Source organism: Synechococcus sp. SynAce01 (assembly GCF_001885215.1).
In the GTDB taxonomy this organism is placed as follows: Bacteria; Cyanobacteriota; Cyanobacteriia; order PCC-6307; family Cyanobiaceae; genus Regnicoccus; species Regnicoccus frigidus.
Genome location: NZ_CP018091.1, coordinates 884,795 through 908,754, shown reverse-complemented (window position 1 = coordinate 908,754; position 23,960 = coordinate 884,795). Strand labels below are relative to the sequence as shown.

27 protein-coding genes are annotated in these 23,960 nt (G+C 66.1%); 11 read left to right on the top strand and 16 right to left on the bottom strand.

Features of this window, described 5'->3' with window-relative positions; translation table 11 throughout:
* Positions 1-49: 49 nt before the first annotated feature.
* The 4 genes from moaB to BM449_RS04775 are packed head-to-tail and all read right to left on the bottom strand — an operon-like array spanning position 50 to position 4,048.
* Complete coding sequence (moaB, locus tag BM449_RS04790; RefSeq protein WP_071800299.1) at positions 50-583, bottom strand: molybdenum cofactor biosynthesis protein B; 534 nt, start codon at positions 581-583, stop codon at positions 50-52.
* Between the two features lie 51 nt (positions 584-634).
* Positions 635-2,230 (bottom strand): metallophosphoesterase, encoded by a 1,596-nt coding sequence (locus BM449_RS04785; protein WP_071800298.1) that lies wholly within the window; start codon positions 2,228-2,230, stop codon positions 635-637.
* A 6-nt stretch (positions 2,231-2,236) separates the two neighbouring features.
* Positions 2,237-3,541, bottom strand: coding sequence for a YegS/Rv2252/BmrU family lipid kinase (locus BM449_RS04780; RefSeq protein ID WP_071800297.1), 1,305 nt, complete (start codon positions 3,539-3,541; stop codon positions 2,237-2,239).
* 39 nt (positions 3,542-3,580) lie between these two features.
* Positions 3,581-4,048, bottom strand: a complete 468-nt coding sequence (locus BM449_RS04775) for an acyl-CoA thioesterase (protein WP_071800296.1) — start codon at positions 4,046-4,048, stop codon at positions 3,581-3,583.
* 150 nt (positions 4,049-4,198) lie between these two features.
* On the opposite strand from BM449_RS04775, the gene BM449_RS04770 reads away from it, so the two are divergent.
* Positions 4,199-4,696, top strand: a complete 498-nt coding sequence (locus BM449_RS04770; protein ID WP_071800295.1) for a hypothetical protein — start codon at positions 4,199-4,201, stop codon at positions 4,694-4,696.
* Here BM449_RS04770 and BM449_RS04765 read toward each other — a convergent pair.
* The gene (locus tag BM449_RS04765; protein ID WP_071800294.1) at positions 4,665-5,582 is read right to left on the bottom strand and encodes an IS3 family transposase; all 918 of its coding nucleotides are present in this window, start codon (positions 5,580-5,582) and stop codon (positions 4,665-4,667) included. The genes BM449_RS04770 and BM449_RS04765 overlap by 32 nt on opposite strands.
* A 10-nt stretch (positions 5,583-5,592) precedes the next feature.
* Positions 5,593-5,880, bottom strand: a complete 288-nt coding sequence (locus tag BM449_RS15330; protein WP_071800293.1) for a transposase — start codon at positions 5,878-5,880, stop codon at positions 5,593-5,595.
* Positions 5,881-5,927: 47 nt separating this feature from the next.
* On the opposite strand from BM449_RS15330, the gene BM449_RS04755 reads away from it, so the two are divergent.
* The gene (locus BM449_RS04755; RefSeq protein ID WP_071800292.1) at positions 5,928-6,152 is read left to right on the top strand and encodes a hypothetical protein; all 225 of its coding nucleotides are present in this window, start codon (positions 5,928-5,930) and stop codon (positions 6,150-6,152) included.
* Positions 6,153-6,161: 9 nt separating this feature from the next.
* On the opposite strand, the gene BM449_RS04750 is transcribed toward BM449_RS04755, so the two are convergent.
* On the bottom strand, positions 6,162-6,542 hold the full coding sequence (locus BM449_RS04750) for a DUF2752 domain-containing protein (protein WP_071800291.1): 381 nt from the start codon (positions 6,540-6,542) through the stop codon (positions 6,162-6,164).
* Positions 6,543-6,610: 68 nt separating this feature from the next.
* Positions 6,611-7,795, bottom strand: a complete 1,185-nt coding sequence (locus BM449_RS04745; protein ID WP_071800290.1) for an NAD(P)H-quinone oxidoreductase subunit H — start codon at positions 7,793-7,795, stop codon at positions 6,611-6,613.
* 47 nt (positions 7,796-7,842) lie between these two features.
* Here BM449_RS04745 and rsmH point away from each other — a divergent pair, with 47 nt between their 5' ends.
* Both rsmH and BM449_RS04735 read left to right on the top strand, forming a co-directional pair.
* Complete coding sequence (gene rsmH, locus BM449_RS04740) at positions 7,843-8,745, top strand: 16S rRNA (cytosine(1402)-N(4))-methyltransferase RsmH (protein WP_071800289.1); 903 nt, start codon at positions 7,843-7,845, stop codon at positions 8,743-8,745.
* Positions 8,742-9,314 carry a DUF456 family protein gene (locus BM449_RS04735; RefSeq protein WP_233831077.1) on the top strand — a complete coding sequence of 191 codons (573 nt, stop codon included), beginning with the start codon at positions 8,742-8,744 and terminating at the stop codon, positions 9,312-9,314. The genes rsmH and BM449_RS04735 overlap by 4 nt, the downstream gene beginning before the upstream one ends.
* Here the strand turns inward: BM449_RS04735 and BM449_RS04730 are convergent.
* Together BM449_RS04730 and BM449_RS04725 are read right to left on the bottom strand one after the other, a co-directional pair.
* The gene (locus tag BM449_RS04730) at positions 9,289-10,317 is read right to left on the bottom strand and encodes a hypothetical protein (protein ID WP_071800288.1); all 1,029 of its coding nucleotides are present in this window, start codon (positions 10,315-10,317) and stop codon (positions 9,289-9,291) included. The genes BM449_RS04735 and BM449_RS04730 overlap by 26 nt on opposite strands.
* Positions 10,318-10,343: 26 nt before the next feature.
* Positions 10,344-11,537: a cysteine desulfurase family protein gene (locus BM449_RS04725; RefSeq protein ID WP_071800287.1), complete on the bottom strand. Its 1,194-nt coding sequence runs from the start codon at positions 11,535-11,537 to the stop codon at positions 10,344-10,346.
* A gap of 30 nt (positions 11,538-11,567) precedes the next feature.
* Between BM449_RS04725 and BM449_RS04720 the strand changes: the two genes are divergently transcribed.
* From BM449_RS04720 to BM449_RS04710, 3 genes are read left to right on the top strand one after another with little or no spacing between them, the layout of a single operon-like run.
* Positions 11,568-12,152: a hypothetical protein gene (locus tag BM449_RS04720; protein ID WP_083544390.1), complete on the top strand. Its 585-nt coding sequence runs from the start codon at positions 11,568-11,570 to the stop codon at positions 12,150-12,152.
* 39 nt (positions 12,153-12,191) lie between these two features.
* Positions 12,192-12,986: a response regulator transcription factor gene (locus BM449_RS04715; protein WP_083544389.1), complete on the top strand. Its 795-nt coding sequence runs from the start codon at positions 12,192-12,194 to the stop codon at positions 12,984-12,986.
* A complete protein-coding gene (locus BM449_RS04710) occupies positions 12,979-13,980 on the top strand; it encodes an RluA family pseudouridine synthase (RefSeq protein ID WP_071800285.1) in 1,002 nt (333 codons plus the stop codon). The genes BM449_RS04715 and BM449_RS04710 overlap by 8 nt, the downstream gene beginning before the upstream one ends.
* On the opposite strand, the gene bchM is transcribed toward BM449_RS04710, so the two are convergent.
* Positions 13,928-14,638 (bottom strand): magnesium protoporphyrin IX methyltransferase, encoded by a 711-nt coding sequence (gene bchM / locus BM449_RS04705; protein WP_071800284.1) that lies wholly within the window; start codon positions 14,636-14,638, stop codon positions 13,928-13,930. The genes BM449_RS04710 and bchM overlap by 53 nt on opposite strands.
* A 26-nt stretch (positions 14,639-14,664) precedes the next feature.
* Positions 14,665-15,861 carry an N-acetylglucosamine-6-phosphate deacetylase gene (locus BM449_RS04700; protein WP_071800283.1) on the bottom strand — a complete coding sequence of 399 codons (1,197 nt, stop codon included), beginning with the start codon at positions 15,859-15,861 and terminating at the stop codon, positions 14,665-14,667.
* Positions 15,862-15,949: 88 nt separating this feature from the next.
* Between BM449_RS04700 and purE the strand changes: the two genes are divergently transcribed.
* Both purE and BM449_RS04690 read left to right on the top strand, forming a co-directional pair.
* Positions 15,950-16,510, top strand: a complete 561-nt coding sequence (gene purE, locus BM449_RS04695) for a 5-(carboxyamino)imidazole ribonucleotide mutase (protein ID WP_255448132.1) — start codon at positions 15,950-15,952, stop codon at positions 16,508-16,510.
* Positions 16,507-17,622, top strand: coding sequence for an AI-2E family transporter (locus BM449_RS04690; RefSeq protein WP_083544387.1), 1,116 nt, complete (start codon positions 16,507-16,509; stop codon positions 17,620-17,622). Before purE ends, BM449_RS04690 begins: the two co-directional genes overlap by 4 nt.
* A gap of 25 nt (positions 17,623-17,647) precedes the next feature.
* On the opposite strand, the gene BM449_RS04685 is transcribed toward BM449_RS04690, so the two are convergent.
* Entirely contained in the window at positions 17,648-17,974 is a 327-nt protein-coding gene (locus BM449_RS04685; protein WP_071800281.1) for a translation initiation factor, read from the bottom strand.
* A 111-nt stretch (positions 17,975-18,085) separates the two neighbouring features.
* Here BM449_RS04685 and trpB point away from each other — a divergent pair, with 111 nt between their 5' ends.
* A complete protein-coding gene (gene trpB / locus BM449_RS04680; protein ID WP_071800280.1) occupies positions 18,086-19,345 on the top strand; it encodes a tryptophan synthase subunit beta in 1,260 nt (419 codons plus the stop codon).
* Between the two features lie 265 nt (positions 19,346-19,610).
* Here the strand turns inward: trpB and BM449_RS04675 are convergent, their stop codons facing one another.
* The 3 genes from BM449_RS04675 to BM449_RS04665 form a co-directional block, all read right to left on the bottom strand.
* A complete protein-coding gene (locus tag BM449_RS04675; protein ID WP_071800279.1) occupies positions 19,611-20,420 on the bottom strand; it encodes a 20S proteasome subunit A/B in 810 nt (269 codons plus the stop codon).
* Positions 20,421-20,431: 11 nt separating this feature from the next.
* Complete coding sequence (locus BM449_RS04670; protein ID WP_120352825.1) at positions 20,432-21,478, bottom strand: HrcA family transcriptional regulator; 1,047 nt, start codon at positions 21,476-21,478, stop codon at positions 20,432-20,434.
* Between the two features lie 270 nt (positions 21,479-21,748).
* On the bottom strand, positions 21,749-22,108 hold the full coding sequence (locus BM449_RS04665; protein ID WP_071800278.1) for a rhodanese-like domain-containing protein: 360 nt from the start codon (positions 22,106-22,108) through the stop codon (positions 21,749-21,751).
* Positions 22,109-22,250: 142 nt separating this feature from the next.
* On the opposite strand from BM449_RS04665, the gene BM449_RS04660 reads away from it, so the two are divergent.
* Complete coding sequence (locus BM449_RS04660) at positions 22,251-23,960, top strand: DUF3352 domain-containing protein (protein ID WP_071800277.1); 1,710 nt, start codon at positions 22,251-22,253, stop codon at positions 23,958-23,960.

Here is a 23,960-nt window from a genome sequence, read left to right as displayed (position 1 = left end):
GTTTTCGTATCGCTTGGGGCTTCTTCATTGCTGAGCATCTACAAGGCTCCTAGGGAGCCAATTCAGCTTGCTCAGGGTCTTCCAGCAGCCGTGGCAGCAGTTGCACCAAATTGCAGGGGCGGGTGCCGCCATCGAGTTGGGCGCTGATCAGCCGGTCCCAGGCTGTTGTCACCGCATCGGGTGATCCCGGCAACACGAAGATCACGGTGCCGTTGGCCACGCCGGCCAGGCAGCGGCTCTGCAGGCTGCTGGTACCGATCGTCTCAAAGGAGAGCACCCGGAACAGCTCCCCGAAGCCCTCGATTGTTTTGTCGAGCAGAGGTGCGACGGCCTCAGGGCTGCCGTCGCGGCCGGTGAGGCCGGTTCCACCACTGCTGATCACCACCTGCACGGCCGGATCGGCAATCCAGCCGCTGATCGCGGCACGGATGGCATAGCGGTTATCGGGAAGCAGGGCGCGATCCACCAGCCGGTGACCGGCGGCTTTCAGCCGATCGCTCAGCAGATCGCCGGAGGGATCGCCGCTGGCGGGGTCGGCGCTGCGCCGATCGGAAACGGTGAGCAGGGCAACCGTCAGGCTCACCGGAGGCTTGAATCAAACACCAGCGAACTGTAGGCAGCGGCTTCTCTGTCGTCAGAACGTGATGGGCTCCAGTTCAGGGCTCTCCCAGCGATGCTGCCGGCGTTCGGCCACCAACGGTCGAAGCGTGAATCGGGGGGGGCGGCCGGCTGAGACCTCCAGCCGCACAGCCGAATAGGGGCGCCGCAGGCTGCTGCCCTTGCCACTGCGGCCGATGAACAGCTGCGAGTACGCCACCGTGCAGTCAGCCGCTTCGATCCGCTCCTGCAGGTCCGCTCCTTCGGGCCGCTGACGGCGCAGGCTGTAGCCGCTGCCCCCACAGATCAGCCAGGGAATGTGGGCGTCGCCATGGCCGGTGTCGCCGCTGCGCAGCAGCTCCAGGCAGTGGGCGTGGCCGCTCAGCACCAGATCCAGCAGGGGTTGCTTCTGCCCTTGCTGAACCTGTGCTTCCTCCAGTTCCGCGGCCACCTGATCGAGCACCCGGCGGAGTTGATGGCGTACGGCCAGGGTCTGCCCCTGGAACCACTTGGTCGCCTCGGTCACATACGGCGGATGGTGAAGCACCAGGACGCGCCCGCGCACGGCCGGGTTGCGCCAGGAGGCCACCAACCGATCCCGGAGCCAGTCAAGTTGCTCCTGATCGACACTGTCGGCGCCATCCCCGCTGTTCAGGCGCTTCTCGATATCGAGGAGTTGTTCGTCGATCGCCTCGATCTCACCAGCGAGATCATCAGCGCGATCGCCCGGTTCCGTGTTCTGCAACGAAGGCAGCAATTCCAGGCCGATGGCCTTGAGTCGTTCGGCCTTCTGCTGGTGGAGTTCAGCCCGTTCGGCCAGCCAATCCTGCCGCTTTTGGCCCCCCTTACCGGAGCCCTGTCCCGGCAAGGGTTGGTTGAAAGTGTTGGAGTCGAGCGCGAAGACATCAATGCCGGCATGGCGGAAGCTGTAGTAACGATTCGGCAGCCGCGTGAAGTTGCCGGGCCGGTAGGTGAGGCAGCGCCTGTCATCCACCCTGCTGGTGTAGTGCTGGTCGAGATGGTCGCCCAGCGAGTGTTTGGGACGGCCCTTGAGGTAATCGAGAAAGGCGCGGGCGAAGGCATCCCCGCGGTGGGAGCCATGCCAGCCCACATCCAGGTTGATCAAAGAGCGCAACAGCCATTGCAGCGGGCCGGTGATCCCAGAGAGCAGTCCGAGCAGCAGGGGCAGATCGTAATAGTCGTGATTACCGAGAACGGGAAAGAAAGGCAGCTTGAAGGTCATCTGGTCATAGGCGATTCTCTTCGGTTGATCACCGCCCACCAACCAATCCCGGTAGGGACGAATGAAATTTCGGCGGTATTGCTCACTGGAGCCCACCTGATAGACCAGATCTCCGGTGTGCAGCACGAAACTGGCACCGTTGCCCTGCTCCATCAATAGCTTGGCCACCTGGCACTGGGGCCTGCGCCGGCGATGGCGCCCAGTGCCACTCCCGGTACCGCTGTCGCCCAGCACCAGAAAACTGAATGGATCCTCTGGTCCGAGTTCGGAGCTGAAGGCCAGTTGCGTCTGATCGATCTGCCGACTGGTGATTGCCGGATCCTGCCAGCACACCCGTTGCTGCATGGCGTGCATCTTGACGGGAATCGTCGGTTCTTGAATCAGCTGCATCAGCGGCTAAGGCGAGGGCAAGGGGGCGTAAATCGTGAGACTGCCGGGCAGACATTCAAAGGTGATCGGGTTGGCCTCGACGATTTCGCCATCGATCACAAGGAGCTGGGCCGGATCGGTTTCGATCGTGATTGTGCGGGCCCGGAAGCAGAGCAGATCCTCGCGATCTGTCGGCGTCTGCACCACGGCTGAAGCCGCCAGCGAGGCCAGGGCATTGAGGCTCTGCAGAGGGTTCGCTGGTGTGGCGATGGTGACCTCCAGCAGGCCGTCGTCGGGGATGACCCGGCCGAATCCCTGGGCCAGAACAGAACTCGATGGTGCCACATTCGCCACTGTGATTGCGGCGGATTCAAGTTCAATCAGTTCGCCATCGATTGTCAGGCTGGCTTTAAAGGTGGCCTGATTGGCCAGCTGCTGGGCACCCGCCAGCAGATAGGCCAGGGTGCCCAGCAGGTTCTTGAGCTCCCGGGTCGCCCGGCTCACCATCCCGGCTTCAAAACCCAGTCCGGCCAGCAGAATCATCGGCTTGGCATTGCAGCGGGCCGCATCGATCACATGGGTGTTCCCCGCCAGGATCGTCCGGCAGGCTCCGCGAAGATCGAAGGGAATGCCAAGGCCAGCCGCAAAGGCATTGGCGGTGCCCCGCGGGATGATCCCCAGGGGGATCCCGGTGCCGATCACCGCGCCCGCCACCGCAGACACGGTGCCATCTCCACCCGAGGCGATGATCATCGTGCTGCCCGGATCACTCTCGGGTTGGGCTGCGATTCTGGCGACGATGGCGCTGGCCTGGTCGGTGGGATCGACATCGATCTTGGTCATCACCACATTCAGCAGAATCTGCGGCTCCAGGAGATAGCGGATCTGGGCGAGTTCCTGATTGGGATCTCCCTGCCCGGCCACGGGGTTGAAGATCAGATAGGCCACGCGGCTGTGCGCCAGCCCGTGCATCGCCAGATCGGCGGTGGCTTCATTGAGAGCCAGCGGTGTGTTCTCGATGGCACAGGCCCGGATCAACAGCGGCAGCTCCGAGGCCAACTGCACCGTGCCCCCAATCTCAGGAAAGAAGATGATGGCGGCCACTTCGGCGGCCAGCACCTTGCCGGCCAGCTCGATATCACCGCCGGTCTTCAGGGGCCTTAGCTCTGTGGTCTTGAGAGAGGCGGTTCTTGGATCCTGGCGAAAGGCCTGGGCCAGCTCCGGTGTTGTGAGCAGCGCAAAGGCGGTGATCGCTGGCTTGTACTGATCCATCCAGGCCAGCAGGGCCTCAAGCTGGGATGGGTGCGCCAGTAAGCAAAGAGCCTGGGACATCCTCAAATCCGTGCGCGAGGCCGTGTTGGGGCGAAGGCCCTAGGCCATCTTGACTTCGGCTTGGGCCTTGGCCGTGGAGCCTTGCAGCCATTGATCGATGGCTGGCGGCAGCAGGCAGCGGCGCCGGCTGGAGGTGTCGATCGCCAGATGGCGTGTGAGGCCGCGGGCCACTTCCTGGCTGTCATCGGTGCTGCGGCGGAAGACATAGGCGACCTCAAAGCGGCCGGAGTCAAGCGGCAGGGGCGTGAGCTGAACCGAAAGCTTGTCACCGCAGGCCAGGGGCCTGAGGAAATCGGCGCTGCAGTGAATGATCGGCAGGGCCACGGCCACGCCTCCATTCGGGCTGGGAAACAGGGCGGTGGCCTGGATGCCGAATTGTTCCAGGCTTTGCTCGTAGGCCTCGTGGCACCAGCGCAACAGCTGATGGAAGTGCATGACGCCGGCGGCATCGGTGTCGCCGAAGCGAACGGTGCGCTGCTGGGAAAGCCAGGGTGCGGGGCTGGTCAAAGGCTGTTCGATCGCAGGTGTTGAGCCGCTGTGTTGAGCCGCTGGAGAGTGGAAATCTAATCGAGCCTGACTCCGCCCTCTTGCCTTCAGCTTCGCCGTTGCTGCGCACAGGAGCCTCCAGTAGGTTTGCAGTCGTGCGTCTATCGATCTTTGGCTGATCCAATTGCCTACGAGGCTCCCACGATCAACAAGGCGTGGACAGCCTTCATCCCCCATGTCCCAACCATCCTGCTGATCTGGGTGGCCACGATTGCCATCTCCGCTGTTGGCGTATTCGTTTACTTCCTGTTCAGCCTGCTTGGTCTTGCAGTTGCTGGCGGGCCGGAGGTGGACACTGCCGCATCGATTGGTCTGGTGTTGGGCCAGGTCGGGCAGCTGCCGTTCTCGATACTCTCCAGTCTGGTTGGTGTGTTATTGGTTGCGGTGCCGGCGCTGCATTATTCAACGGGTGAGACGATCGCGCCAAGGCAGGCTTTTAAAACGCTGCTTGAACGTCCTAAACGCTATTTTCTGGCAGGCCTTCTTTTTGCGCTGACCTCGGCAATTGGGCTGCTGCTTTGTGTCCTTCCAGGCATTGCCGTGGCACTGGTTGCCCCTGTGTATGTCAACAAGATCTTTAACGGCGATGCCACGGTGATCGAAGCCTGAGGTGGATGGCTTTTATTGGACAGATCTGGCCCCTGACATCGTTAACCTCGGGCGGGGAGGGACAGGGTTCAATTTGATTGTAGACCTCATTGGGAGTTTTGCCACCCAATGAGCTATGGGGTCTTACATGGCAGTACCTCCATAGGAATCGGGACAAGCTGATTTCAGCTTCCCAGCCATCGCTGTAGGCGCGCAGGTACACCTCCTCATATTTGACTGTCCTCCATAGTCTCTCCACCAGGATGTTGTCGTAGCAGCGCCCTCTACCAGACCAGCTGATCTTGATCTCCTCTGTCTTGAGCCTTGCCACGAAGTCACCGGAGGTGAACTGACACCCCTGATCGGAGTGGAAGATCTGTGGCTTTCGCCCAACGGTAAGAGCAATTTCCAAGGCCTCCAAGCAGAATTCCATGTCAAGGCTGTTGGAAAGTTTCCAGCTGAGAACATTCCGGGAGAACAGATCCACAACGGCCACCAGGTAGAGGAAGCCCTTCCGTAATGGGATATAGGTAATATCTGTTGCCCAAACCTGATCCACTTCCGTGACCTCCTTGAGGTCCACCAGGCAGGGAAAGCGCTCCGATGGGTCACCTGGCACCGTGGTGCGTGGCTTCTGGTAGATGGCCCGTAAACCCATGCACCGCATGAGGTTTCGGACACGGTCACGGCTGATCGGGATCCCTTCTCGGGCCAAATACTGAACCATCCGACGGCTTCCAGAGGTTGGATCCTCCAAATACAGCGCATCGATCCTGGCCATGATCCCCAGGGTGGATTCAGGCACAGGGATGGGCTTGTAGTACAGCGTGGATCTGGGTAGCCCCAGGAGCTCGCACTGACGGCTGATCGTGATTTCTCGTTGGTCGTGATCGACCAGCTTTCGCAATTCACGGGCATCAGAGCAGCTGTGACTTTTTTTTAAGCCACTCCAGTTCCATCTGGAGCTTGCCAATCTGCTGGAACAGTTCGCCTTCCTTGGCCTGGCTCTCGTCTTTGCCTTGAGTCTTTTTGCCCTTGGCGAAAAGCTCACTGGCTCCTTCCAGGAGCTGCTTCTTCCATTGGCTCACCTGGATCGGGTGCACCGCGTGGTCTGCAGCGATCTCCTGGAGCGTCCTGCGGCCACTGATCGCTTCCATGGCGACCTTGGACTTGAATTCTGGGCTGTGGGTACGGCGTTTGCTCATCGGTAGGAGCCCCTTTCAGGGGCGGTGCCCCGCCTCAAAGGTTAACGATGGGGCCTGTCCAGAAAACCCAGACCACCTCAGCCTTCACCTCTTCGTTTCAGGCCGTTTATAAATCTCCCGATGGCCTTTCGTTCGTGGGGCTGCAGGTGATCGTCTGGGCGGTCACCGTTGTGGTCTCCCTGTGTACCTGCGGCCTTGGCGCCCTGGTGGCTGTTCCTGTTTCCAGCTTCTATCTTCAAAACGCTGTTTATTACAAGGGTCTGGTGCGTTGATCCCCAGGTTCAGAACGCCGGAAACAGATTGATTCCGGCGCCGTAGGTCATGCCGATGCGGAACGCCCAGTAGCCGGCCAGCAGGGCTGCGGCAGCCACCAGCCGGGGAGATGAGATCCCCCTAGGCCACAGTTCCCGTTGGCGGATCGCCTGCAGCGACCAAAGAATCAGTCCTGCCGCGGCGAGCGGGCCGAGGGCATGCAGCGCCAGGGATTCTCCGAAGTCAGCGACCAGGCTGGCGCTGATGGATCGGGTCAGATAGCAGGTGGGGCATGGAATGCCTGTCAGGGCGCGGAAGGGACAGGCCAAGCCAGGCAGATCCGGGTGCAGGCCCTTGAGCGCCAGGTAGCCGGTCAGCAGAGCCGGGACCCAATAGCCCGAGGCCCGCAATCGGTTCAGGAACGCTGAACGACGGCGACGAGCTGATTTCAGAGGCCCAACCGTCTGGGACACAGCCGTTAGCGGTCGACGGAGCCCATGATCACATCGATCGAACCGAGGATCGCCATGATGTCGGCGACCTTGGCTCCGGTCAGGATGTGGGGGAGGATCTGGAGGTTGTTGAAATCGGCCGCCCGGATCTTCCAACGCCAGGGAGTGACATCATCATTGCCCATGATGAACACGCCCAGTTCTCCTTTTCCGGATTCCAGCCGCGCGTAGAGTTCACCGCCTGGAATCTTGAAGGTTGGAGCCACTTTCTTGGCGATGTACTGGTAATCGAAGCCAGAGGAATCGCCGCCCTTGCCTTCCATCATCCGCTTGGCTTCGAGATTCTCGGTAGGACCGCCGGGGATGGCCTTGGCGGCCTGCTTGAGGATCCTCAGCGACTGGCGCATTTCCTCGATCCGCACCCGATAGCGGGCGTAGCAGTCGCCTTCGCTGGCGGTAGCCACGTCCCACTCGAAATCGTCGTAGCACTCGTAGTGATCCACCTTGCGCAGATCCCAAGGCACTCCAGAGGCGCGCAGCATCGGCCCGGAAAGGCTCCAGTTGATCGCCATCTCACGGCTGATCACCCCCAGACCCTCAATGCGGCGTTTGAAGATCGGATTGTTGGTGATCAGCTTCTCGTATTCATCGATTTTTGGCCCGAAGTAGTCGCAAAAATCGAGGCATTTCTCCAACCAGCCGTAGGGGAGATCGGCCGCCACGCCACCGATGCGGAAATAGTTGTTGTTGATCAGCCGCTGGCCTGTGGCTGCTTCCCAGAGGTCATAGATCATCTCCCGCTCGCGGAAGATGTAAAAGAAGGGGGTCTGGGCGCCCACATCCGCCAGGAATGGACCAAGCCAGAGCAGGTGGTTGGCGATCCGGTTGAGCTCCAGCATCAACACCCGGATGTGGCTGGCCCGCTTCGGCACCGTGATGTCCGCCAGCCGCTCAGGGGCGTTCACCGTGATCGCCTCGTTGAACATGCCGGCGGCATAGTCCCAGCGGCTCACATAGGGCACGAACATCACGTTCGTGCGGTTTTCGGCGATCTTCTCCATGCCGCGGTGCAGATAGCCGATCACCGGCTCGCAGTCCACCACGTCTTCGCCATCGAGGGTCACCACAAGCCGCAACACTCCGTGCATCGAGGGGTGATGGGGGCCGAAGTTGACCACCATCGGCTCGGTGCGGGTTTCGAGCTGCGTCATGGGGTCCCAGAACTGCTGGCGAATGCCGGGATCTTAGGAAGGAACCCATGGTTCAGTCGTTTGATCACGTTCCAGTTCTGGCCGAAGCGTTGATCGCGGCTTTTGCCGAGGTCTGCGCCGCTGGGCCTGTCCCTGCGCCCCCCCCTGCCGACTGGCTGATCGATGCCACCGTTGGCGGCGGCGGCCACAGCGCCCTGCTGTTGGAGGCCCACCCCGCCCTGGGCCTGATCGGCCTCGACCGCGACCCCGCCGCCCTGGCTGCCGCTGCCGATCGGCTGGCCCCCTTCGGCGATCGGCAGCGGCTGGTGGCCTCCAATTTCGCGGCGTTCACACCGCCCTGGCCGGTGCGGGGCGTGCTGGCCGACCTGGGCGTGAGCAGTCCGCAGCTGGATCAAGCCCAACGGGGGTTCAGCTTCCGCGCCGATGGCCCCCTCGACATGCGCATGGATCCCCAGAGCGGGGAAACGGCCGCCGAGCTGATTGATCGTCTCAGCGAAACCGAGCTGGCCGATCTGATCTATGCCTACGGCGAGGAGCGCCTTTCCCGGCGGATCGCCCGGCGGATCGTCGAGAAGCGGCCCTGGAGCGGCTCTTCGCAGGGCACCGCTGCTCTGGCCTATCTGGTGGCCGGCTGCTATCCCCCCAAGGCCCGCCGCGGCCGCCTCCATCCAGCCACCCGCACCTTTCAGGCCCTGCGCATCGCCGTCAACGATGAACTCGCCGCCCTAGATCAGTGGCTGCTGCGCGCCCCCGACTGGCTGCAACCCGGAGGGGTTCTGGCCGTGATCAGCTTCCACTCGCTCGAAGACCGGCGCGTCAAAACGGCCTTCCTGGGCGATGGACGCCTGGAGCGGATCACCAGGAAGCCGCTGGTGGCCTCCGCAGCCGAACAGGAGGCCAATCCCCGCAGCCGATCGGCCAAGCTGCGTCTGGCGCGACGCTTGCCGTGATCGACCTTTCCCTGCCGGAGCTCTCGCGCAGCGACCTGCTCTGGTGGGCGGCGCTGCTGATCCAGCTGCTGGCGATCCCCGGCACCCTGCTGCCGGTTCTGCCCGGATTGATCTTTCTGCCGCTCGGGGCCGGGCTCTGGGTCTGGGGTGTGGGTTGGGCCACCGCCTGGCCAGAGATCGGCTTCGCCAGCTTGATCCTGCTGCTGGGCTGGGGGGCCGATGCCCTCGGGGTGGTGCTGGGGGCGGCGCGCCTGCAGGCCACCCGCTGGGCCTACATCGGTGCGGCCCTGGGCCTGGTGGTGGGGTTGTTCGGCCTGCTGCCGGCCCTGCCTGTGGGCGGCCCGCTGCTGGGAGCCCTGGTGGGGCCGCTGGCGGGAGCCTCGCTGGGGGAGCTGATCAGCGCGCCCAGCGCCTTGGGGCCCCTCGGACTGCTGCGCCTGCGCCGCTCCTTGCTGGTGGGCCTGGCGGTGGTCGCCGGCATGCTGGTCAGCCGGGTGGCCCAGGCCCTGCTGGCGGTACTGGGGGTGGTTGGTTTCGTGCTGCTCAGCGCTGTGCTGCTGCCGGGCTGAGCCTGGTTTTGCTGCGGATCGGAGCGGCCCAGTGCAGGTAGTTTCTGCAGGCGTGCAGCAACACTCCCAAGGCGAAGAGCAGCTCCGCCACTTCCTGGTCGCGGGTGACCAGAACCGGCACGTCGAGGCCTCCCTTCTCCAGCGCCACCGGGATGTAAATGGCCGTGGCGAGCAGGAAGTAGCCGATCAGACAGCCCACCGGTAAGGCCGCATCCACGGCCGACCAGGAGCGCAGCCAGCCCTGCCGTTGCAGCAGCCAGCGCAGCGGTATCAGCAGGGTGATCACCAGGAAGGCCGCCGCAGTGCTGGCCCAGAGCTTGTCCTTGAACCCCACATGGTTGTGCAGGTTCGTCTCTTTCTGGGCATTGACCTCGTTGAACAGCTCCGGGGTGTCCCAGTTGAAGATCGTCTGACCCCAGCTCATTTCCTCCAGGCCCACGAACAGGCAGAGCAGGGCGAATCCGAGGAACACGCCCGCCAGCAGAGCCTGGCCGGAGCGCCATTCCGCCCTGGCACTGAGCAGGCCGATCACGCCTGCCGCCAGGAAGAGCAGGAAACTCAGCCACTCCACCAGGCTCCCCTCGCTCACGAGCGGTTGGTAGGCCTCAATGTCGGTGACGCCGAGGCGATAGATCACGAAGGCGCCCATCGCCGGGAAGGGAAACAGCCCGATGGCCTGGATCAGACGGCTGCGCCCGGCTGGCCGTTCAGCGGCCGCGAGCAGGCCCAGGCCGCTGCGCCGGATGGCGGCCACCAGCAGCACCAGACCGCAGAGCGCCACGACCCCTTGAACCGTGGTGGCCTGGCTGCCATCCACCCCCAAACTCCGGCCAGCCGCAGACAACAACATGGCCGTGCCGAGCAGGCCCAGCAGGCGATTCAGAGCGACGCCAAGGAAACGGAGTCGGCGCTGTTGCAGGGGCTGCGCTGCCGCTCGCTCTCCCGCTTCGGCCGGACGGCCTTCAATCGGAGGCTGGCCGTCGATTCCCTGGACGAGCGGCATCAGCTGTTGGCGAGCTTAAAACCAGCTTATGGGCCGGTTGTCATCGGGTTGTGGCGCAAGGTTTCCACGCTCTCGATCACAGCGGCGGCGGCCGAATCGATCTCCTCTGCCGTGGTGCTGCGCCCCAGGCCAAAGCGAATCGATGCCGCCGCCTCCGCCCGGCTGCGACCCAGGGCGGCCAGCACGTGGGAGGGGTTGCCGCTGCTGCAGGCCGAACCGCCGCTCACCGCCAGCCGCCGCCGCAGCAGGCTGTGCAGGCGGTTGCCATCCACCCCGTCAAAGCTGAGGTTGAGGTTGTGGGCCAGGCGCGCCTCCAGGCTGCCGTTGAGCCGCACCCCGCCAAGGGCCAGCAGCCTGGCCAGCAGCCGGTCGCGCAGGCCGCCGAGCCGCACCCGGCGGCTCTCGCGGTCGGCCATAGCCAGCTCCGCGGCCACCGCCAGCCCCACGATCAGGGGAACGGGCAGGGTGCCGCCGCGCAGGCCCCCTTCCTGGCCGCCGCCATGCTGTTGGGGGGCCAGGTTCAGGGCTGGATCGATCACCAGGGCGCCGATCCCCTTGGGCCCGTAGATCTTGTGGCCGCTGAGGCTGAGCAGATCGATGCCCAGCTCCGCCGGCTGCAGGGGGATCTGGCCGAAGGCCTGGGCGCCGTCACAGTGAAAGGCGATGTCCCGCCGGCGACAGAGCGCAGCGATCGAGGCCAGGGGCTGAAGCACCCCGATCTCGTTGTTGGCGGCCATCACGCTGACCAGCACAGTGTCGGGCCGCAGGGCGGCCTCCAGCTGCTCCAGGTCCACCAGGCCATCGGCCCCTACGGGCAGCACGGTGAGTGAAAAGCCGTGGCCGGCCAGGTAGCGCAGCGGATCGAGCACGGCCCGGTGCTCGCTGGCCAGGCAGACCAGGTGGCGGCCCCGGCTCAGCCGCGCCTCGGCCAAGCCCTTGAGGGCCAGGTTGTTCGCTTCGGTGGCGCCGCTGGTGAACACCACCTGCTCAGGCCCCACCCCCAACAGGAACCCCAGCTGCTGGCGGGCCCGCTCCACCGCCGCCGCCGCCGCCAGCCCTGGCCGGTGCAGGCGGCTGGCCGGGTTGGCGAAGGTCTCACTCCAGTAGGGCGCCATCGCCGCGACCACGGCAGGATCACAGGGCGTGGTGGCCTGGTGATCGAGATAGGGGGGCGGTGCACCCTGGAGCGAACCGTCCGCTGGAGCGCCCCGGCGTGCCATCCGGCCTTTTCAACAGAGACGAACCGTTCCATGCTGACAACACGTCTGCCTTGGTGGAGCCATCCGATGGCAGGGAACAGGATCAATCGCAGCCGGCCGTCGCTGAGCCAACTGTGGCCCGTTGGCGTGATCACGGCCCTGCTGGGCCTGGGGGCCGCGCTGGTTCCTGCCGTCGCCCAGGGCACCAGGGTCGGCATCCCGGCCCAGAACCGTCCTGCGGGCATGGCGTTGCTGATGGAGCGCACCATCCGCGGTGGTCCCGAGGCGCTGGGGGTGTTCGGGATCACGCCGGATCCATCACAGCCAGACCTCTGGCGGATCAAGGTTTGGGAGGAAGTCCCCGACGACGTGAAGGTGCGCAGCGAAACGATCCGCTGCTCCCCCTCGGCGCCGACGCGGGTGACCAATAACGGCCGCTCTTTGATCCTGCGCGAACTCAACCCCGGTGGGGCGATCTCCTCGGTCAACCGGATCGACCATCTGGTCTGGTGGGCCACCTGTTTTCCCGAGCAGGCCGGCAAGGATCCCGCCGGCCTGCGTCCGTTGGCTCTCCAGCTCGGCTACAGCGGCCATCGGGTCGAGCGGGAGACGGTGCTGCCTCTGGGCTTCCCCTGAGCCCTACTGGATAGATTCCCAACATGTGCTTCTGGGTTCATGAGCCAAGACATCCCCGCCCTTCCCCAGGACGCGGCAACAACGGCGTCAGAGGGCACTTCTTCTGAGGGCACGGCATCAGAGGCACCCGTTGAAGCGGCCCTGCCGCCGGCCCGGCTGCTGCTGGTCGATGACGAACCGGGTCTGCGCAACGCCGTCCAGGCCTACCTGGAGGACGAGGGCTTTGATGTCACCACCGCCAGCGATGGCGACCAGGGCTGGGCGGCAGCCCAGGAGCTGCTGCCCGATCTGGTGATCAGCGACGTGATGATGCCCCGCTGCGACGGCTATGAGCTGTTGCGGCGCCTGCGCTCCGATGAACGGCTGGGCGGTACGCCGGTGATCTTTCTCACCGCCAAGGGCATGACGGCCGATCGCATTGAGGGCTTCCAGGCCGGCGTCGACGATTACATCCCCAAACCTTTTGATCCCGACGAGCTGGTGGCCCGGGTGCGCAACGTGGTGCGGCGCCAGGAGCGTTTGCTGGCGGAGGCCGCCCGTTACGCCGATGCCGACATCGGCCAGATGGCTCGCCAGATCACCGAGATCCGCTCCCTGTTGCAGCTCGGTGGTGCCAAGAAGGCGGCGGCTCCAGTGCGCCATGAGTTCACTCCCCGCGAAGCAAGCGTGCTGCAGCTGGTGGCCGAGGGCCTGATGAACAAGGAAATCGCCAGACGGCTGGAAACTTCCATCCGCAACGTCGAGAAGTACGTGAGCCGGCTGTTCATCAAAACCAGCACCACCAGCCGCACCGAACTGGTGCGTTACGCCCTGGAGAACGGCCTGGTTGTCTGAGCAGTGGCGGCCGGCTGTGGCCAACAACGGCTGGACCTACCGCGACCGGATCGGGCCCGCTGAGGCCGGCTCCAGCCTCAGCGCGTTCTACGCCGGCCGCTACGCCCATTCCGATCAGGGCGTCTGGGCGCAGCGTCTCGCGGCCGGCGAAGTCTTGTGCAACGGCCAGCGCCTGCGCAGCGATTTCACCCTATCCAGCGGTGATCGCCTGCAGTGGCAGCGGCCCCCCTGGCTGGAAGCGTCGGTGCCGGATCACTGGGAGGTCATCCACGATGACGGCGACCTGCTGGTGATCGACAAGCCCAGCGGGCTGCCGGTGCTGCCGGCGGGTGGGTACCTGGAGCACACGCTGTTGCGCCTGCTGGAGCGCCGCTTTGGCGGCCAGGGTTCAGGGCCAGCTCCCAGGCCCGTGCATCGCCTCGGCCGCTTCACCTCCGGGCTGCTGGTCTGCGCGCGCCGCTCCGCCACCCGGGCCTGGCTCAGTGCCCAGCTGCGCAAGAGCGATCCGGCCTCTTGCCGCAAGTTTTATCGCGCCCTGATCAGGCCCGGGGTGCTGCCACAGCAGCCCGGTTTCAGCCGCTGGATCCACGCCGCGATCGGGCGCGTGCCCCATCCCCGGCTGGGCCAGGTCTGGTGCGCCGTGCCGCCGGAGGCTCCCGGAGCCCTGACGGCCCTCAGCCAGCTGACCCTGATCGAGAGCCGCCCTGAGGCTGATCTGGTGGAGGTGGCGATCGTGACCGGACGGCCCCATCAGATCCGCATCCACACCGCCAGCCTCGGGGCGCCCTTGCTGGGCGATCCGCTGTATCGAGCTGGCGGCGGGGCTCGCGATGAGGCCCTCCCCGGCGAAGGTGGGTACACCCTGCGGGCCCACCGCTTGCGTCTGTTACTGCCGGGGGGGGAGGAGCTGGCGCTGGAGGCGCCCTTGCCGGCGGCCCTGCTCAGCTCCGGCCAAATTCGATCAGCCGCGAGAAGTAAAACGGGGCCGTGTTGAGGCTGCGGCGTAAGGGCTGGAATCCTGCCGTTGCCGCTGCCGCCACGATGCCGTCTTCGCGCAGGGTGTAGGCGCGGGTGGTCTTGCTGGGGCCGGGGAAGAGCTGACCGATCGATTTCAGCGCGGCCAGCAAGGGGGTGTAGGGGGCGAAGCTGACCAGCAGCCGGCGCTCGGCCATCGAGGCCAGGTGGCGCACCATCTGCTCGGCGGGCTCCTGGGGGTAGTGGATGAACACATCCAGGCAGATCACCGTGTCGTAGCGGCCGCTGAGGCTTTCGAGATCGGAGGCGCTGAATTGGATGCGCTCTGGGCCGAGATCAGCCGCTGCGGCCCGGCGGCCCGCCTCGTTCACCATCGCCTCGGAGAGGTCGCTGGCGGCGATGCTGCCGGCACCGAGCTGGGCCAGGGGAAGGCTGAGGCTGCCGACGCCACAGCCGGCATCGAGGAAGCTGCGCCCAGCCAGGTTGCCCTCCTCCTGCAGCCACAGCAGCACCTGATCCACGGTTTTCTGGTGGCCGATGCGGATGTTCCGCTGCACCTTGTTCACTTCGTCGCTGTCGCTGTAGATGCGATTCCAGCGCTCAAAGCCCGTGCTGTTGAAGTAGTCGCGGACCTCCGCTTTCTCCAGAGCCTTCTCCAGCAACGGTTCAGCGGACATCGAGACAGGGTGCAACCGGCCGAATCTTAAGGAGACTCCCCGCCCCAGCCGGCCCCGCCCCAGCTGGCCCCGGCCCGCCGCCAGCGCAGATCGCCTGGCGCCGGGCGGCTCCAGCGCAGGGCCTCGCCCAGGGGAAGGCCCACCAGCATCGCTTCTACTGGCCGGTCATCGCCCAGCACCCACCGTGGCAGCACGGTGGCTGCGGCGATCGCCCGCCCCGGGGCGCCGCTCCAGCGGGCCAGCCGCACCACCCCCTCCAGCAGCGGCAGGGTGACGCCGGCCAGGGTGCCGTCCTCCAGCCGGCAGCTGCCGCCTTCCACCAGCAACGTCCGCTCATCCCAGCGGTGACGGCCTTCCTCGAGCCCGTAGGGAGCGAGGGCATCACTGACCAGCACCACGTGCCGGGGCGCCAGCCGCTGCAACAGCACCGCCATGGTGGGGGTCACATGCACCCCATCGGCGATCAGCCCGAGGCTGATGTCGCCGCGCCGCAGTGCCGCGCCGATCGGACCCGCCGCCCGGTGGTGCAGGCCGGGCATCGCGTTGAAGCTGTGGGTGAGCATCGAAACGCCTGCGGTGAAGGCGGCGTCGGCTTCGGCTTCTGTGGCGGCGCTGTGACCCAGGCTCACCACGATGCCCCGGGCACGCAGGGCCTCGATCACGGCGCCGGCGCCGGGGAGTTCCGGGGCCAGGGTGACCAGATCGATGCTGTCTTCAAAGCCGCCGATCCGCTGCTGGAGCGCCGCCAGGCTGGGCGGGCAGAGGTGCTGCTCGGGGTGGGCGCCGCGGCGGGCCGTGGCCAGGAACGGGCCCTCCAGGTGGGCGCCGAGCAGCAGGCAGCGGCCCGGCCGGTGCTGGGCGCGGGCTTGCCCCAGCACGGCCAGGGCCTGGCGCAGGGGCTCCACCGCGCAGGTCACCAGGGTTGGGCAGATCGCCTCGACCCCATCACGCCAGAGCAGCTCCAGCAGCTCCAGCAGGCGGGGCAGTTCGTGGGGCTGGAGCTCCGGGAAGGCCAGGCCCAGGCCGCCGTTGATCTGCAGGTCGACGCCGGCTGGGCTGAGCCAGTTCCCCTGCCAGTCGTCGCCGGCAGCCTTGCTGCCGGGCTGCAGCGGCCGCACGCAGGCGATCTGACCCTGCTCATCGACACCGATCCGCCAGCGCTGGTCGTCGTTGCCCGCGCTGGAGCCGGCGCCTGGAAGGCGGACGTTGCTGAGCCAGCGCATGACCTTCGGCGGCGAGGCGCCAGGAGCGGGAGAATGCCATCTTCGCTGCCCTCCTCCCTTGGACGTTGAGCCCAGGCCTGCTGCGGCCATCCCCACACCCCGGCCAGCAACGGAACCTGGCGCCTGTCAGGTCGCGGTGGTGATGGGCAGCGATTCCGACCTGCCCACCATGGCGCCGGCGGTCCAGATCCTGGAGCGCTTCGGAATGGCGGTGGAGGTGCGGGTGCTCTCGGCCCACCGCACGCCGCTGGCGATGGTGGAGTTCGCCACCGGGGCCCACGGCCGGGGCCTGAAGGTGATCATTGCCGGTGCCGGCGGGGCGGCCCATCTGCCGGGGATGGTGGCGGCGCTCACCCCCCTGCCGGTGATTGGGGTGCCGGTGCAGAGCCGCGCCCTCTCGGGGTTCGACTCCCTGCTTTCGATCGTGCAGATGCCGGCTGGCATTCCCGTGGCCACCGTGGCGATCGGCAACGGCAGCAACGCCGGCCTGTTGGCGGCCCAGATCCTGGCCACGGCGGATCCCGTCCTGGGCGAACAGCTGATGGCCTACAGGGCCGAACTGCATGATCAGGTGAGGGCGAAGGATTCCAGTCTTGAAGCGTTCGGGATGGCGGCCTACCTCCGGGCGATGGAGGCCCCCCCGTCATGACCAAGGCTGCGACCGTGACGGTGCCGATGTCCCTGCGTCTGGGGCTGGCCCTGCCGCTGCTGGTGCTCAATGTGTTCGTGCTGCGCCAGCTGCTGCTGCCGCTGGCGCCGTTCCCGGCCCTGATCCTCACGGCCGCCCTGATCGCCTTCCTGCTCGACATCCCCAGCCGCTGGCTCACGGGTCGCGGGGTGCCCCGCCTGCTGGCGCTTGCCCTGGTGCTCGGCTTGGGGCTGGGCTTGCTGGTGCTGGTGTCGCTGGTGCTGGTGCCGCGCCTGGTAGACCAGCTGGGCGATCTGCTCAAGGCCTTGCCCCGCTGGCTGGTTCAAGGTGAATTGCTGCTGAATGAGGCCCAGAGCTGGGCGACGGCCCATGGTCTGCCGGCCGACTTCGGCGATCTCAGCAGTGAGCTGCTCACCCGCTCCACCCAGCTCGCCAGCCAGCTCAGCCAGCGGTTGCTCAGCCTGCTGGGCGCCACGCTCACCTTGACGATCAACACGCTGGTTGTGATCGTGCTGGCCGTGTTCCTGCTGATCGGTGGTGAGTCGATCAGCCGTGGGCTCGGACGCTGGCTGCCGGCCAGCTGGAGAGCGATGGTGCTGGGCACGTTGTATCGCACCTTCCGCGGCTATTTCGCCGGCCAGGTGGTGCTGGCCTTGATCCTCAGCGCTGCCCAGATTGTGGTCTTCGCCCTGCTGGCCATCCCCTACGGCGTGCTCTTCGCCGTGGCGATCGGGTTCACCACCTTGATTCCCTATGCCAGCGCCTTCACGATCGTCCTGGTGAGTGGCCTTCTGGCTCTCGATGATCCCCGCACGGGTCTTGAGGTGCTGGTGGCGGCGATCACGGTGGGTCAGGTGGTCGACCAGATCATCCAGCCCAGGCTGATGGGTCAGATCGTTGGCTTGCAGCCGGCCTGGCTGCTGGTCAGCCTGCCGATCGGCGCCCGTATCGGCAGCTTGCTCGGCCTCGGCGGCCTGCTTGGCCTGCTGCTGGCGGTGCCGGTGGCGAGCTGCCTGAAAACCTTTCTCGATGAGCTCGCCTGCCGCCTGGGACTGCCTGAGCCTGGCGAAATCCGTGGCCGTGAGGCCGGCCTGGACGTTCGCGGGCCCTGAGCCGATTCACACACCGATGCCCACGTCAGCCGCCGGCCTGCTTTGGCCGGAAGCCCTCCTGGCTGAGCGTCGCCAAGGCGATGGCCAGCTGATCTCCCTGCAGCTCGATCTGGCCCTGCTTGAGGGTGCCGCCGCTGCCGGCGGAGGTCTTGAGCCGCTTGAGCAGACCGCTGGCTTCGCTGTCGCTGAGCTCCAACCCGGTGATCACAGTTACGGTTTTACCGCCTTTGCCGGCCTTGGTGCGCTGCACCCGCACCCGCTGCTGGGATCGGGCCGCCGCACCGGCGCCTGAGCTGCCCGCCCTTTCGGTGCTCTCGGGCCTGCTGAATTCTTGCCAACCTCCCTTGCCCATGGCGCCCGTTGTCGCGACGCCTCCATCACAGCGCAACGGCCCAGCCGCCGGTATCGCCAGCGAAGCGTTGAAGCCAGCTTCCTAGGCTGGACTTATCACGCCCCTCTTCCGGTGACCAGCACGCTCCCCTCCGTCCATCCGGATCCCGCCACCCTGGCCGCATCGGTGCGGCCAACGGCGGCCGGTCGCTTCGGTCGCTTCGGCGGCCAGTACGTGCCGGAAACGCTGATGCCGGCCCTGGCGGAGCTGGAAGCGGCAGCAGCGGCGGCCTGGGCCGATCCCGCCTTCACCGCCCGCCTGGATCACCTGCTGCGTACCTACGTGGGCCGGCCCACCCCGCTCTATGAAGCTGAGCGACTCACCGCCCACTACCAGCGCCCCGAGGGCGGCCCGCGCCTCTGGCTGAAGCGCGAAGACCTCAACCACACCGGCGCCCACAAGATCAACAACGCGCTTGGCCAGGCCCTGCTGGCCCTGCGTATGGGCAAGAAGCGGATCATTGCTGAAACTGGCGCTGGCCAGCACGGCGTGGCCACTGCCACCGTCTGCGCTCGCTTCGGGCTGGAATGCGTGGTCTACATGGGCGCCGAGGACATGCGCCGCCAGGCCCTCAACGTTTTCCGCATGCGCCTGCTGGGAGCCAGGGTGCAGCCGGTGACAGCCGGCACGGCCACCCTCAAGGACGCCACCAGTGAAGCCATCCGCGATTGGGTGACCAACGTGGAGAGCACCCACTACATCCTCGGCTCGGTGGCCGGCCCCCACCCCTACCCGATGCTGGTGCGCGATTTCCACGCCGTGATCGGCCACGAAACCAAGCGGCAGTGCGCCGAGGCTTTCGGTCGCCTGCCTGATGTGCTGCTGGCCTGCGTCGGTGGCGGCTCCAATGCGATGGGGCTGTTCCATCCGTTCGTGAACGACCCTTCCGTGCGCCTGATCGGTGTGGAGGCTGCCGGTGAGGGGGTGGCCACCGGGCGCCACGCCGCCACGATCACCGAGGGCCGCGTCGGCGTGCTGCACGGGGCCATGAGCCTGCTGCTCCAGGACGCCGAGGGTCAGGTCCAGGAGGCCCATTCGATCAGCGCCGGCCTCGACTATCCCGGCGTCGGGCCGGAACACAGCTATCTCAAGGAGCTCGGCCGGGCCGAATACGCCGCCGTCACCGACCAGGAGGCCCTGGATGCCCTGCAGCGGGTCAGCGAGCTCGAAGGCATCATCCCGGCGCTTGAAACGGCCCATGCCTTTGCCTGGCTGGAGTCGCTCTGTCCGACGCTGGCGCCGGGCACGGAGGTGGTGATCAACCTCTCTGGCCGCGGCGACAAGGATGTGACCACTGTGGCCGAGCGGCTCGGCGATGCGATGGCCGGTTGAGAGGAAACGGGCGGTGAGCTGGCCGCACGCGCCGTTGCCGGGGGCCACGGCGGTCATGCTGCCGGCCACGCAGATGCCGAAGTGATCGGCAGCGGCGGCTGCCAGGGCAGGGATGTAATCGGCGACCAGCCCTTCGTTGATGGGGCCAAAGCGCCGGTGGGCTTCGCGCACCAGCTCCTGCACCACGTCGGTATCGGGCAGATGCCCTGTGGAGATCCCGCTGGACACCGATTGCATAGGTGCGTGGGTGGGGACGGGGGACCGCTCAGCGGGTGGCGGAGGCCTGGGAGTCGGCTTCGGCTTCCCAGGCAAAGCGGGGCAACTGCTGGAGGGCCTGCCGCTGACTCTCGATCCAGGCCTTGTTGATCTGGCTGATCTCGGGATGGCCGCGCTCCAGTTTGAGCTGATGGGCGATCTCCAGGCTGTCGCGGCGATAGAGCGCCACTTCGAAGGGGGGGCCGACGGTCAGATTGGAGCGACGGGTGATCACCTGCGACACCAGGCAGAGCCGGGCGGCGTCTTCGAGTGAGAGTTTGTGATGGCCCACGCCATCGAGGGGAGGCTTGCCGTATTTGCTCTCACCGATCTGCAGGAATGGTGTTTCCGGCGTGGCCATGATCGCGTTGCCCTGGGGATAGATCTGATAAAGCCCGTGGCTTTGTCCGGCGATCTGCCCACCGAGGATGAAGGTGGCCTCACCGCTGGCGCCCGCCTGCCGCAGGGCCGAGTGATTCGCCTCCTGCACCGCCACGCTGATCCGACCGATGTAGGCCGCGGCTTCAAACAGATAGGTTGCGCTCAGCAGGTCGGGGGGCGTGCCGGCTTCGGGCGAGGCCTGCGGCTTGGGCTTTGAACCGTCCAGGCGAGCTTGGTCGAGATCGCGGCTGATCCAGTTCAAACAGGCCTGGGTGGTGGCCAGGTTGCCGGCCGCCAGCAGGATGAACAGGCGATCGGGGCTGGGCTGGAACACATGCAGCTTCCGATAGCTGGAGATGTAATCCACACCGGCATTGGTCCGGGAGTCTGAGGCCATCACCAGCCCATCCTCCAGATAAAAACCGACGCAATAGGTCAATGCTCGTGGCCTCAGCTGAGCAGGCGCTGCAGGCTACTGGCGACTGAGCGCACCGCCGCGCGGGCGGTGGCGTAGGCCATCCGCATCGGCCCGACCAGGGCAACCTGGCCGCGGCTGCCATCGCCCGCCTCGTAGGTGGCCTGCACGACCGCGCACTGGTTGAGCGCCGGGTGGGGGTGTTCGGCGCCGATCCACACCCCGTCGAGGGGAATCGCCATGGGCAGGGCCATCAGCGAAGCAGGGATTCCGTCGCGATCGCTGACGTCGCGACGCAGCAGTTTCTGGGGGTCTTCTTCCACCAGCTGAATCAGCGGCCGCAAGCTGGCGGTGCGGCTGAACTCCGGTTGGCCCAGCAGGCCACCGAGGCCAAGGGCCACGGCTCCTTCGCCATCCGCCCTGCGGGCCAGTTGATGGCTGCTCAGGGCTTGGAGCACCACCCGGCCACTGGTTTGCAGCTGGGGAGGGAGCCTCTGCCAGCGGATGGTGGAATCGGGATTGTTTCGGAGCTGATCATTCACCCAGCGCTCTAGGGCAGGCAGTTCCGGTTCGGTTCCGGCCTGCAGCCGCACATTGAGGCTGCAGGCCACCCCTCCGTTCTCGACCAAAAAGATCAGCAGCCGATCACCGGCCGCCACCAGCCGCGTTGCCTGCAGCCGCGACTGCAGGCGTTGTGGGCGGGTGATCAGGCTGAGCAGTCCGGTGAGATCGGCCAGCCGCCGGGCCAGATGAATCAGGAGATCATCCAGTGCCGCCCATTTCAGGCTCATAGCCAGCAGTTCACGCTCCAGCTGAAGGGCGCCGGCGCCGGGGGCTGGCAGCAGATCGTCAACAAACAACCTGTAGCCCAGCTGGCTCGGAACCCGGCCGGCGGAGATGTGGGGCTGGACCAGCAGACCTTTCTGCTCCAGCACCCCCATGGCGGTACGCACTGTGGCGGGGCTGGCCGGGAAATCGAAACGCTTCACCAGGGTCTGACTACCCACGGGCTCCACCGTGTCGACGTAGTGCTGAATGGTTGCACTTAGCACCTGTTGGTCCCGCCGTGTCAGGTCTGGCAACGTTTGGTGATTGAACTGATTCAAATTGGATTCTAGTCTCTATGGCACAGCTTCTGCGCTATGTGATTTTAAGCTGTGCCTTCTTCACTTGGCCGGCAGAGAAGGACTTGGGTGAATAACGTGCCCTTTATCAGCACTTTGCCCTGGATGAATCCAGCTTCTTGCTTTGCTTTATTGCGAACAGTCTTTTGGGTTTTGTGTAAGTCGTGGGGATCGTATTGCTTCCCCTGTTGCAAGCTGCAGGTCGGCAAGGCTGGTTGGTGGCGGGTTTCAGTAGCGGGCCACCGAGCGATCCACCTCCACGCTCCAGGCGTCGATGCCGCCCTGCAGGTTCCAGACCTGATCGAATCCCTGGGTTTCGATCAGCCAGCAGCCGAACTGCCAGCTGCGAATCCCCGCATGGCAGAACACCACCACCTCCCGGTCCCGATCCAGCAGCAAGCCGATCTGAGACATCCACTCCTGCGAGCGGCTCAGGGGCAGGTGGATCACGCCCTCACCCAGGTTGGCCTGGACCAGTTCGGCGTCTTCACGCACATCCACCAACTGCAGCGCCTCTCCTCGAGCGAGCCTGGCCTGCAGCTCCTGGGCCCGCAGGCTGGAGGGGGGATGGGGTTTGGAAGGGTTCATCGAAGGGGTTTCCCGGGAGTGAGGGGCCAGAAGCGAGGCTGGATGGTCCTACGAGGTCAGGCCGGATGCCTGAGAAGACCACCGCTAGCGCGAGCAAAGCAGCCTGGATGCATAAGGATGAGGCGAATCCTGCCTTGGACGCATGAAGGGGCGCCCCTTCCTGGTGCTGGTGCTGACCGTGGCCCTGACCCTGCTCGCCATCGGCGTCGGCGGTTGGTGGCTGGTGGTGCGGCAGAGCCCGCTCAACCTGCAACATCGCAGCCTGCCGATGCCTGAGGCGGCGCGGTTCATTCCCCGCACCGCCCCTCTCAGCCTCCATCTGTTGACCAATCCTGATGGGCTGGTGGCCTACACCAGGGTCATGGCTCCAGCAAGGCAGCGGCGCCGGGCAGTGGCCGCGGTCGAGCGCCTGCGTGATGGCGCCTTTGCAGCTGCAGGACTGGATTACGCCAGTGAGCTGGCCGATTGGCTGGGCTCCCAGACCAGCCTGGCCCTGATGGCTCCCGAGGGCCCCGCTGGCCCGACGGGCTGGCTGCTCGCCATGGAAAGTCGTGATGCGGAGGGGGCCCGCCTCTTCCTGCAGCGCTTCTGGCAGACCCGCAGCCTGGCGGGCACGGAACTGCAGATCAGCAGCTATCGCGGCATGGGGCTGATCAGCGGTCGTGGCGGCGTGACGGGCGAGCGGGCCAGGCCCCTCGCCACGGCCTTGATCCATGACCGGCTGGTCCTGGTGGCCTCAGGTCGCGGTGTGCTCGAGCAGGCCCTGGATGTCTCCCAGATCGCCGAGCTCAACCAGGCGGAAAACCCACGACTGGCCGCCGATCTGCAACGTCTTGGCCAGGGCATTGCCCTGATCACGGCCCGGCCCGACGTCTTCGCCGATTGGCTGGGGATTCCGGCGGAGATTGGGGCCGATCCAGACGTGGTTGGTCTGGTGGCGGCCCTTTCTCCCTCGGGTCGGGCGTTACGGCTTGAGTCCGACATCGACCTGCGCCAAGCCCTGCCGTCGCTTCAGCTCGAGCTCCAGCCGCCCTTGCTCTCGGAACTGCGCAGTCCGGCCAGCAGCCTTGCCCTGATCCAGAACCCGGCCCTGCTGTTGCAGGAATCGCAGCCCCCGAACGCATCGGGTTCACCACAGCCAGCGAGCAGCGAGGAGCGTGCGCTTGGCAGCGAGCAGGACCGCTTCGATGCCGAGGCTGTGGCCACTGATTTCGCGCTCTGGCAGCGCCTGCTGGCTCCGCTGCTGCACCAAAGCCTGCTCGGATTGGCCGGACCCCTTCCCGCCCTTGTCAGCCGTCACGATCAGGGCCCCTTGCTCTGGGCCGAGCAGGCCAAAGGCTGGTTGCTGGCAACGAGCCGCGATTCCGCCAGCGCCGCCCAGCTCCAACCCTCGCTCAGCGCCGATGGCCTGATCTCTGCCCCCCTGATCCGCTCCGAGCGGATGCCTCTGCAGGTCTGGACCCGGCTGGAGGCGGCCCCTCGTCAAGGCAACGCGGACCAGCTCCAGGCCAGCGTGGCCGGCACCCGAGCCGTTCAGAACGGCGTGGCCTGGTGGGCGGAAGGGCTGGGCGTACTCGACGCCCAGCTTGAAGGGCGTCAGCCTCCCAAGGAGCGGCTCCTTCAGTTGCAGGCCCTGGGGTCGCCCCTGGCTCCGCTTCAAGCGGCCCTGGCCCCAGAGCCCGCCCGCAGGCTGCTGGCCCTGTGGCAGCCCTGGCGCTTGCTCACCGGGCTTGCCGGCAGCCCATTGGCCAACACGATCGACGGTCTCGCCTTCAGCCTGGAAGCGGAGGCTCCCGCAGACACAGAGGCCGAACCGGCCCTGCGGCTGCGGGGCCGGCTGGAGCTGGGCTGA